Raw genomic sequence first — 10757 nt, 5'->3', positions numbered from 1 at the left:
GCGGGGGCGGTGTGCGGGTGGGCTCAGGGCTCGGACTGCGCGTCGGCTTCGCCGTGTCGCTGTTCGTGTACGACGTGATCCACTCCATCTGGAGCGAGTCCACCGAGGCGTCGATCTCCCAGCGCTGGGCCTTGCCCTCGCTACGGGTCTTGAGGACCAGGCCCGTCTCCTCGTCCCCCGAGACGGGCGCCAGAGCGAGCTTCGGGCGCCCCAGGGGAACCAGGTTTCCCTCAAGGGTGAGGTCGTAGCGGATGGACACCTGGTCCTTGTCGCCGTCGCAGGGACCGAGCCTGACGGAGGAAGGGAGCCGGGAGTCGAGGCACAGGTTCTTGTCGGCCAGGCTGCGCAGCAGGCCGTCGCTCTCGTACGCCCACTGCTGCCGCTCCGAGGAGCTGCAGGTGGCGACGGTGGCCTCCACGCCAGCGATGGCCTTGCCGTCGGCGATCCCGACGCAGTCGCCGCTCGCGACGTTGCGGAGCCGCCCGCTCAGCGTGCCGGTCTCCGTGCCGCCGGTGCCGACCCTGGTCGGCCTGGCGTCCGGCTCCTGCGACGCCGTTCCGGCATCCGAGGAGGAGGGCTGCCCCGTGCTGTCCCCGCCGGACCACAGGACCAGTGGCACGAGTACGCAGCCGCTCACGGCCAGGATGGCCAGGGCGACGTTGCGTCGGCGCGGGGAGCGCCTGCCGGGCTCGCCCGGGCGGGAGTCCGCATGCGGCGGAAGCCGTACGGCGTGGCGCGGACCCGCGCTGTGGAGGCCGGCGCCCGGCCGACGACCGGTGTCCCGGTGGGAGCCGGTGCCCGGGGCGTTGGCCGTACCCATGCGGGAAACGGCAGTCGGGTGGGACCCGGTTCCCGAACCCGGATCGGCGCTCGGTCCGGCGGCCGGGTGGGCGCCGGTTCCCGGGTGAGGGACGGGATCCGGGCGGGATCCTGCGCCGGAGGGATCGGGAGCCTGCCGAGGACTGGGTCCCCAGACGGAATCGGTGTCCGAGTAGAGATCGGCGTCAGAGGGGTGTCGCAGGGGATGTCCGGTACCCGGCTGAGGGACGGAACCCGGAGCGGGCCCGGTCCCGGCCCCGGTGCCTGTGCCTGTGCCTGTGCCCGCGAACGTGCCCGTGCCCGCGCCCGGCTGTGATCCCGGAGCCGCCGGGTAGGAGCCCATACCGGGATGGGGGTCCATGCCCGGAGCCACGGACACCACGGGACCCGCCTGTGTCTCCTGCGCCCGGACCCGGCGTCCCGGCCTGGAGTGGAGATACTGCTGGGCCGCCCATCCGAGCACCCCCTCGGCCAGGAGGCCGGCGAGACGGCCGCCCGACTGGTCCAGCTGGCCGGCCGTGGACTGGCAGTGCGGGCAGTCGGACATGTGCTCCTGCAGATCGGGGCAGATCCTGCCGCCGGGCCGGAGCGAGACGTCGAGCAGCCGGCTGTAGCGGCGGCACTCCTCGTCGGGGGCCAGTTCGCGATGGTTCTCCAGGCAGTTCTGGCGCAGCAGTTCCCGCGCCCGGTCCAGCGCGACGGAAGCGTCCTCGACGGAGATTCCGAGCAGACGGGCCGGTACCGCGAGATCCTCGGCCTCCACCTCCGCATGCCACAGAACGCAGCGGGCGGACTCCGGCAGCCGATGGAACGCGCGGGACACGAGCCGCCTGTTCTCCGGCGGAAGAAGCCGGTCCGCGGCCCGTTCCTTGTCGTTCGGGTCGGACCGCAACTCGGGACGGAGCAGCTCCCGGCGTTTGTCCGCGTCCCATTCGCCCGCTATTCGGCGCACCGCCACCAGCAGTTGCGGTCGCCACGCCGACTTCGGTCCGGTGCGCCGAACCGACTCCCCGAAGAGCCGGGTGAATGCTGCGGTGGTGAGCATTCCGGCGTACTGCGCACCGTTCGTGCACAGTCGGGCGTACGAGAAGACCGGCACCCAGTGCCGGGAGAGCAGTTCCCCCGAGGGATACTGGGCGGGTGTCTTGCCCGAGCCCCTCTTCAGGTCTGCCGAGAGCCGTTCGTCGGTCGCATCGAACAGGCTTCCGGTTATAGGGGAATTCGACGGGGTCGCGTCGCTCACGTGCACTTTCCTCCAAGGCCCCCGCAGAAATAGTCCATACCAAGGGGTACGGAATTTTTCCTGCACGCTGACGGGTGCACCTTTGCACAACGCACGCCCCGGAACAAGAGAAGGCCCTCCAATCCTCCATTCCTCGCGGCGCCTTGATGGAGACAAAGCGTCAACAGAGGCCCGAAGCAATGCGATTCGGAATGACAGACTCTCAAGTTACTCGAAGTAAGTACCGTTTTGGCATCAGAGGAGAAGGAGGCCGACACCGGTAATTCGTTGGAATATGCAACCCAAGAACGCAAGGAAGGAGCTTGACGGCGGAGTCCACGGGACACCCCGGTTCGCCTCTGCAACAGGCCATCTGATTCGATTCAACGAAATCGACAATCACTCCCGAAGGACAAACCCTGAGTTCCACACTCGCCACAGCCCTTTCCGCCGTTCTCCTCGTGGCGGTACTGGCCTGTGCCGTGATCCGGCCCTTCGGCCTGCCGGAGGCCACCGTGGCCGTCCCGGCCGCCGGTGTGGTGATCGCGGCCGGCGCGATCACGCTCGACCACGCACGCGCCGAGGCCGAGCTGCTCGGGCCCGTCGTGGGCTTCCTGGCCGCGGTGCTCGTGCTCGCCAAACTCTGCGACGACGAGGGGCTCTTCCAGGCGTGCGGTGCCTGGCTGGCCCGTACGTCCAAAGGCCGGCCGCAACGGCTGCTGGCCGCCAACTTCCTTCTCGCCTCGGTGATCACGGCCGTGCTGAGCCTGGACGCCACCGTCGTCCTGCTCACTCCGGTGGTGTTCGCGACCGTGGCCCGGCTCGGCGCCCGCCCCAAGCCCCACGTGTACGCCACCGCCCATCTGTCGAACACGGCCTCGCTGCTGCTGCCCGTCTCCAACCTCACGAATCTGCTGGCGTTCGCGGCCAGCGGTCTGAGCTTCACCCGGTTCGCCGTGCTGATGGGGCCCGCGTGGGCCGTCGCCATCGCCGCCGAGTACCTGGTCTTCCGGCGCTTCTTCGCCGCCGACCTCAAGGACGAGGCCCCGGAGCCGGCCACGGCCGAGCCGGTCGAGCTGCCCGTGTTCGCGCTGGTCACGGTCGCCTGCACGCTCGTGGGCTTCGCCGTGGCGTCCGCGCTCGGCATCGAACCTGCCTGGGCCGCACTCGCCGGGGCGCTCGTCCTGGCCTGCCGGGCGCTGATCCGCGGGCACACCACACCGCTCGCCGTCGTACGCGCCACCTCGCCGGCCTTCCTCGCCTTCGTCCTGGCGCTCGGGATCGTGGTGCGTGCCGTGGTCGACAACGGCCTCGCGGACGTGCTCGGCCACCTGGTCCCCGACTCGTCGAGCCTGCTGGCGCTGCTCGGCATCGCGGCCCTCGCCGCCGTCCTGGCGAACCTCATCAACAACCTGCCGGCCGTCCTGGTGCTGCTGCCCCTGGCGGCCGTGGCGGGCCCGGGCCCGGTCCTCGCCGTACTGCTCGGGGTGAACATCGGCCCCAACCTCACCTACGCCGGGTCGCTGGCCACGCTGCTGTGGCGGCGCATCGTGCATCAGCACGAACACGAGGTCGATCTCGGCGAGTTCACGCGGCTCGGTCTGCTCACCGTGCCCGCCACCCTGATCCCGGCGGTGGTGGCCCTCTGGCTCTCGCTGCGCGTGTTCGGAGCCTGAGGCGCACGCCGCCCGACTCGCCGGGACCAGGTCGGCCGTCACGCCCCCGCCAGGTCGTGCGCGGAGCATTGACGCTGTGACATGGCCATGCAATGCTCCGTTTTGGGAGCGCTCCCACCGTCCTGTCGTCCCCGTGAGACGGCATCCGTGGACCCAGTCCAGGCACCGGGAGGCGCTCCATGCTCACGTTTCCGCACGTGCACCGCCGCCCCACAAGACGCCGTACGAGAAAACGCACGACGGCCGCCCTGCTGACGGCGGCCCTGCTCTCCGGCGGCATGGCCCTCGCCCCCGGCGCGACCGGGCTGTCGTCCGCCGGGTCACCGTCAGCCGCACCGCCGGCCGCCGCCGACCCGGCCGCCACCGCGACGACGCCCGTGCGCGTGAACCAGGCAGGCTACCTGCCGGACGGCCCCAAGCGGGCCACGGTGGTCACCGCGGCCACCCAGCCGCTGGCCTGGCAGTTGCGCAACGCGTCGGGCGCCGTGGCTGCCTCCGGCCGGACCGTCGTACACGGCGCGGACACGGCCTCGGGCGAGGCGACCCACACCGCGGACTTCTCCGCGTACCGGAAGGCGGGCTCGGGGTTCGTCCTCGTGGTCGACGGGCAGAACAGCGCGCCCTTCGACATCCGCGCGGACCTCTACGACAGCCTGCGCTCGGACGCGATGGCGTTCTTCTACCACCAGCGCAGCGGCACGCCGATCGAGGCCTCTCTGGTGGGTCCCGCCTACGCGCGCCCGGCCGCGCACATCGGGGTCGCGCCGAACCAGGGCGACACGAACGTGCCCTGTCAGGCCGGAGTCTGCGACTACACCCAGGACGTGCGGGGCGGCTGGTACGACGCGGGCGACCACGGCAAGTACGTCGTCAACGGCGGGATCTCCGCCTGGACGCTCGTCGACTCCTTCGCGCGGGCCAAGCGGGCGGGCAACGCGTCCGCGCTCGGCGACTCGACCCTGCGGATACCCGAGCGCGGCAACGGCGTCCCGGACGTGCTGGACGAGGCCCGCTGGGAGCTCGACTTCCTGATGCGGATGCAGGTGCCGGAGGGCAAGCCGTACGCCGGTATGGCCTTCCACAAGATCCATGACGCGGCCTGGACGGGCATCCCGACCCGCCCCGAACTCGACTCCCAGCCCCGCGAGTTGCACCGCCCGTCCACCGCGGCCACACTCAACCTCGCCGCCACGGCGGCCCAGTGCGCGCGTGTCTTCAAGCCGTACGACTCCACGTACGCGAAGCGGTGTCTGAGCGTGGCCCGTACGGCGTGGACGGCGGCGAAGGCCAACCCCGCGATCTACGCCCCGGAATCGGACAGCACGGGCGGCGGCCCCTACAACGACACCCAGGTCACGGACGACTTCTACTGGGCGGCGACCGAGCTGTACGCGGCGACCGGCGAGCGCGCCTATCAGGACGCGGTCACGTCCTCGCCCTGGCACACCTCGTCGGGCGCCCTCACGCCGACCGGCTTCAACTGGGCCGACACCGCGGCGCTCGGCCGGCTGACCCTGGCGACCGTGCCGAACGGGCTGCCCGCCTCGGACATCAGGCGGGTGCGCGCGTCGGTGACCGCCGCGGCCGACGGACACCTCGCCATGATGGCGGGCCAGGGCTACGCGGTGCCCATCCCCGCGAACGGGTACGTGTGGGGTTCCAACAGCCAGGTCACCAACAACGCGATCGTGATGGCCACGGCCTATGCGCTGACTGGTCAACAGCGTTACCGCGCCGGGGTGTTGGAGTCGATGGACTACCTGCTGGGCCGCAACGCCCTCGATCTCTCCTATGTCACCGGCTACGGCGACACGTACGCCCGCAACCAGCACCACCGGTTCTGGGCGAACCAGTACGACGCCTCGCTGCCGAACCCGCCTTCGGGCTCCCTCGCGGGCGGTCCCAACAGCGGTCTGCAGGACCCGGTGGCGCAGGAGCACCTTGCGGGCTGCTCCCCCGCGGCCTGCTACATCGACGACATCGGTTCGTACTCCACCAACGAGGTGACGGTCAACTGGAACGCCCCGCTGGCCTGGCTGGCGGCCTTCGCCGCCGAGCGCTGCCCGCCGCGCGACTAGGCCACGGCAGTCGTCCGTGCCACGGCTGTCGTCCGGGCCGCGGCGGTCGTCAGCGTCGGAGCCCGGCCCGGTACGCGCCGGGCGGGGCTCCGTAGCGCTGCCGGAAGACGCGGTTGAAATGGAACGGGCTGCTGAAGCCGGAGGCCGCGGCGACCCGTTCCACCGGCAGGTCGGTGGCTTCCAGCAGTCGCGCGGCGTGCAGCAGCCGGGCGGCCAGCAGCGCCCGCATCGGGGAGAGGCCGAGTTGCTGGGTGAAGAGGTGCGCGAAGCGGGAGGGCGAGAGCGAGACCCCCGTAGCCAGTGATTCCACGGTGTGCGGGGCGCCCGGGTCGGCCGCGATGAGCGCCTCGGCCTGCCGGATCCGTCCGTCGAGGCCCGACCGGTCGGGTTCCCCGCGTGCCGTGGCGGTGGCGAGCAGGACGGCGGACTCCAGGGAGCAGAGGGTGAGCTCGCGGGCGGCGGTTCCGTGGGCCACGGCGACCCGGCCGTCCTCGGGCTCCCCGTCGAGCTCTTCTTCGGCCCTTTCCTCGGGCGGGGCCCCCGCCCCGGTCCACCGGGCGTCCGCGAGCATCCGCCGGAACGCCGAATCCAGTCGTCCCCGCACGCCGTCCGGGACCGGTGTGACGGCGTACAGCCGGTCCCCGAGGGCGTAAGGCCGCAGCCACTCCGTCCAGGTCGGCCGTGCCTGACAGTGCACCCACCAGAACGCCCAGTGCCTCGCGCCCGGTGCGACCGCGTAGTGGTGGGGCAGGTCCGGGCCGAGGACGACGAGGTCTCCCGCGCCCGCCCCCGTCTCCGCGGCGCCCTGGGCGAGTCGGCCCTCACCGCCGGTGGTCCAGACGAAGAGCCAGCTGTCGGCGCCGCCCGGCCGGCTGATGCTGTAGCCGGGGCGCTGGTCGAAGCGGCCGACCGTCACCAGGCCGGGCGGCGGGGACGGGACAGCAGGCTCGGGCAACTGGACAGCACGCACAGGCATCCTCCCGGAAGGCGCTTCTGCCTAGCGTGAGGCATGCAGGACACCGACGCGAAGGGACGGTCGCATGACAGTCACGGACACTGACAGGGGCGCGACGACGGAGGCGGGCGGGGGCGCGACAACTGAGGTCGGCGGGGGCGCGAGTGGGGACGTCGTGCGGCGCTTCGAGGAGGACGGCTTCACCGTGGCGCGCGGGCTGTTCGCCCCGGCCGAGATCGACGCGCTGTGCGCCGAGTTCGACGCGCTGCACGCCGGCGGACCCGTCCCCGGACACTTCGAACCCCGCGCGACCGAGACGACGGGCCCGGCGGATCCACTGCACGCCTACCCCCGGGTCATGAACCCGCACCGCATCAACGACCTGGCGCTGCGCCACCTCCTCGAACCCCGACTGCGGGACATCCTCGAACCGCTGCTGGGCGAGGATGTGTTGGCGGCGCAGAGCATGTTCTACTTCAAGCCGCCCGGCGCCCGCGGCCAGGCCCTGCACCAGGACAACTTCTATCTGCGGGTGGAGCCGGGCACGTGTGTGGCCGCCTGGGTCGCCTGCGATGTGATCGACCGTGAGAACGGCGGCCTCGAAGTGGTCCCGGGCACCCATCGCATGGACGTGTTCTGCCCCGAAGAGGCCGACGAGGGGCTGTCGTTCGCCCGCGAGTACGTCCCGCCGCCGCCCGGACTGGCCCCCGTCCCGGTCGACATGGAGCCCGGTGACGTGCTGTTCTTCAACGGCAGCCTGGTGCACGGCTCCCAGCCCAACCACAGCGCAGACCGCTTCCGCCGCTCGTACATCGGCCACTACGTCGGCCGCTCCGCGGAGCGCATCGGCCGCCACTACCCCACCCTGACGATGAGCGGGGACCCGGTCCCATTGCGGGAGAGCGAGGGCGCGGGCCCGTGCGGCACGGAGTTCGAACCGGCGGGCCCGCACTGACCCCCTCGCCGAGCACGCGTCAGGAGCGCAGCAACTCCGCCGCGCCCAGGTCGAGTACGCCGTCGTGCCAGGTCAGCCCCCGCAGATCCCGTACGACGACGGGGGCGTCGGTGTCGAGACCGCGCGGCCCGACGCCGATGACGTACGCCCCGGCCGCGGCCCCCGCCGTGGCACCGGCCGCGCTGTCCTCGAAGACGACCGTGCGTGCCGGGTCCGTGCCCAGCTTCCCGGCAGCCGCGAGGTAGCCGTCGGGGGCGGGTTTGCCGTGGCTGACGTCGTCCGCGGTGATGAGCACGGGTGGCAGGGGCAGGCCCGCGGCGGCGATACGGGCCCGGGCGAGCGCGTTCACTCCGGAGGTCACCACGGCCCAGCTGCCCTGCGGCAGGCTCGTCAGCAGGTCGAGGGCGCCGGGCAGTGCGGTCGTGGTGGCCGCCGCCTCGATCTCCAGGCGGTCGATCTCGGCGAGGGCGGCCGGCCGTTCCCCGGGGTCGGGCACGAGCAGTGCGACGGTGTCGGCGGAGCGCCGGCCGTGCACCATCGCGGTGACCCGGTCGACGGCCAGACCGCGGGCGCGGGCCCACTGACTCCATGCCTGGTCGACGCCGAAGTCGGAGTCGACCAGCACGCCGTCGTTGTCGAACAGGAGTCCCTCGCAGGGGATGTTCACTGAAATGCACCTCACAGGGGCGGTTCCGGGCACGTCGGCCGGCCCGTCTCCCCGGAGGCGGGGCGGCCTCCGGGAGAGCACAGCAGGGCCGAGCCCTTCAGGTGACGGGACGGTTGCGGTAGCGGCCGACGAGTTCGCGCGCAGCGGTCTGCATCCGGGCGGGCGGCAGCCCCTGGGCCAGCAGGGTCAGGTCGTCGACGACCATGTCTCCGATGGTCAGGAAGGCCTCCGGGATACCGCCCGCGCGATGGGCGGAGAGGATCAGTCCCTCCAGTTCGCGGGCCGGGTCGTCTGCGGCGACGGGTTCGTCGGGCCAGACGTCGATGCCCGCGAGCAGCCTGCCCTCGGCGACCCGCGCGAGCAGCGCCGGGAAGTCCACGACGGGCGCTCTGCTGACCAGCACGAGCCGCGCGCCGTCGGGCAGCAGGCCCAGCTCACGCTCGCCGAGCAGATGACGGCTGTCGTCCGTGACGGTCGCGAGGACGAAGACGAACCGGCTGCGGGTCAGGGTCTCGTCGAGGGTGGCCGGGACGAGCCCCTGCTCGCGCAGGACGGCGGCCGGCAGCCAGGGGTCGTAGACGCGGAGGGTGGGGCGGAAGGGCGCCAGGAGAGGGTGGAGGCTGCGGCCGAGGTTCCCGAATCCGATCAGGCCGATGTCCGCGCCGCGCAGCAGTACGGCGTCGGTGTTGCCGTCGGACACGTACCGTTCGCGTCCGGCGCGGAAGGCGCGGTCCTCGCGGCTGATGCCGCGCGCGAGGTCGAGCGCGAGCCCGAGTGCGTACTCGGCGACGGCCTGGGCGTAGGCCGGTCCGCAGCCCAGGACGTGGATGCCGCGCCGGAAGCACCCTTCGTAGTCGACGTTCGGGAAGAAGTTGCCCTCGACGTTGAGCAGGGCCCTCAACTCGCCTGCCCGGGCGAGGCGTTCGGCCGGCAGGTCGGGCTGGCCGACGACGGCGAACGCGTCGGGCAGCGCCTTGTCGAAGGCTTCCTCGGTGTCCGGTTCCACGACGGTGAAGCGGTCGTCGAGCCGGGCCAGTGCGTCCGGCGTGAAGATGCGTTCCTTGGGATGCGGGTCGGCTTGCAGGATGACGAGCGGCTTGTGCGGGGTGCTCACGGCTCTCCTTGCATCCGTCACGGTTCTCGTACAGGCACTGACCTCGGCCTCACCAAACGGTAGCCCGACGCTGCCGGCACGGCACCATGGCCGAGCGCCCGGTCAGTCGGCGGAGAGCCCCGCCGCGAATCCCAGGACCGCGTCGGCGACCGGGCGGGGCTTCTCCAGCAGCATCGCGTGGGTGGCGTCGAGGTCGGCGACGGTCACCTCGGGGCGGCTGTCGGCCAGTTCGGTGAGATCCCGGGCGAGTCCCTTCGCGTAGGCGTCCATCAGTTCGCCGAACCGGTCGAGACCCGGGATCGACGGGACCGGCCGCAGCGCGCGGCCGAGCAGCAGGGGGCGGTCCATGCGGCGGAAGAGCGCGAAGAGGTCGAGCGAGTCGATCTCGGCCAGCATCTCCAGGGCGTGCTCCCGTCCGGGCCGCAACTCCAGCTGCCCGTCTGCGCGTTCGTGGACGGAGCGCCGGACGCCTGCCTCCAACAGCTCGTACGGGATGCCCAGTTGCGCGGACATTTCCCGCTGCTGGGCGAGCAGGTCCTTGAGGCCGCCCGGGGGAACGACCTGGCCCGCTGCCGTCGCCGCCAACTCCCTTATCTGGGCGAGTCGTTCCTCGGCATGGGCCGGTTCAAGACCGACGTACTGGCCGGGCCGGCCCCACCCGAATCCGTCCAGGTTCACCGCGCCCGGAGTGATTTCCGCGTGGTCGAGGGCGTACCGGACGGCGAGCATCCCGCCGAGCGAGTGGCCGACGGGGAGCGCCCCTGGGATGCCGTACGTGTCCAGGACCGCCTCGATGTCCGCGAGCACCTCGGGTATGCGCCACGAGCCGTCCGGCGAGAATCCGTGGCCCCGCAGGTCCACGGCCAGCACCCGGTGGTGGCGGGCGAGGAGCGGGGCGACGGCGGCCCAGTCGGCGAGAGAACGGCCGGCGCCGTGCAGCAGCAGGAGCGGGGTGCCCTTGCCGCCGTGGTCGTGGACGGCGAGGGCGACGTGGTCTCGGATCATGATCAAACACTAGAACGTGCGGTCTGGCCGGGGCTCCCGTGGGGTGGTTGGCCCTGTCATCGGGTGCGGGTGGGTCGGGGTTGGCCGCGTAGTTCCCCGCGCCCCCAAAAGGCCTGTGGCCATGCCCGTTGCCAAGTGTCGGCAGGTTCGGGTTGCTCGCGCAGTTCCTCGCGCCCCTAGGTGGGGTTCCCTGGGTGGGTCGGGGTTGCGGCGGTCAGTTGGCGGCGGGCCCGAGCCGCCGGCTTCTTGGGGGCGCGGGGAACTGC

The 10757-nt window shown here is 72.0% G+C and carries 8 protein-coding genes; 3 read left to right on the top strand and 5 right to left on the bottom strand.

Features of this window, described 5'->3' with window-relative positions:
• On the bottom strand, nucleotides 1-2062 hold a 2062-nt coding region (locus AOK17_RS14605), incomplete at its 3' end, for a ricin-type beta-trefoil lectin domain protein (protein WP_055612874.1).
• A 377-nt stretch (nucleotides 2063-2439) separates the two neighbouring features.
• Here AOK17_RS14605 and AOK17_RS14600 point away from each other — a divergent pair.
• Nucleotides 2440-3717 (top strand): SLC13 family permease, encoded by a 1278-nt coding sequence (locus AOK17_RS14600; protein WP_425424608.1) that lies wholly within the window; start codon nucleotides 2440-2442, stop codon nucleotides 3715-3717.
• Nucleotides 3718-3896: 179 nt separating this feature from the next.
• Nucleotides 3897-5795, top strand: coding sequence for a glycoside hydrolase family 9 protein (locus AOK17_RS14595; RefSeq protein ID WP_079053024.1), 1899 nt, complete (start codon nucleotides 3897-3899; stop codon nucleotides 5793-5795).
• 49 nt (nucleotides 5796-5844) lie between these two features.
• Here AOK17_RS14595 and AOK17_RS14590 read toward each other — a convergent pair whose 3' ends face one another.
• A complete protein-coding gene (locus AOK17_RS14590; protein ID WP_055612872.1) occupies nucleotides 5845-6771 on the bottom strand; it encodes a helix-turn-helix domain-containing protein in 927 nt (308 codons plus the stop codon).
• A 64-nt stretch (nucleotides 6772-6835) separates the two neighbouring features.
• On the opposite strand from AOK17_RS14590, the gene AOK17_RS14585 reads away from it, so the two are divergent.
• Nucleotides 6836-7705, top strand: a complete 870-nt coding sequence (locus tag AOK17_RS14585) for a phytanoyl-CoA dioxygenase family protein (protein WP_079053023.1) — start codon at nucleotides 6836-6838, stop codon at nucleotides 7703-7705.
• 19 nt (nucleotides 7706-7724) lie between these two features.
• Here the strand turns inward: AOK17_RS14585 and AOK17_RS14580 are convergent, their stop codons facing one another.
• The 3 genes from AOK17_RS14580 to AOK17_RS14570 form a co-directional block, all read right to left on the bottom strand.
• Nucleotides 7725-8372: an HAD-IA family hydrolase gene (locus AOK17_RS14580; protein ID WP_055612870.1), complete on the bottom strand. Its 648-nt coding sequence runs from the start codon at nucleotides 8370-8372 to the stop codon at nucleotides 7725-7727.
• A 97-nt stretch (nucleotides 8373-8469) separates the two neighbouring features.
• Complete coding sequence (locus tag AOK17_RS14575; protein WP_063997218.1) at nucleotides 8470-9486, bottom strand: NAD(P)-dependent oxidoreductase; 1017 nt, start codon at nucleotides 9484-9486, stop codon at nucleotides 8470-8472.
• A 102-nt stretch (nucleotides 9487-9588) separates the two neighbouring features.
• On the bottom strand, nucleotides 9589-10491 hold the full coding sequence (locus AOK17_RS14570) for an alpha/beta fold hydrolase (protein ID WP_055612868.1): 903 nt from the start codon (nucleotides 10489-10491) through the stop codon (nucleotides 9589-9591).
• Nucleotides 10492-10757 lie beyond the last annotated feature (266 nt).

It is taken from the genome of Streptomyces phaeochromogenes (assembly GCF_001418655.1).
GTDB lineage: Bacteria > Actinomycetota > Actinomycetes > Streptomycetales > Streptomycetaceae > Streptomyces > Streptomyces phaeochromogenes.
Note: the sequence above shows the minus strand (reverse complement) of the source record. Positions and strands in the feature narration are given on the sequence as shown.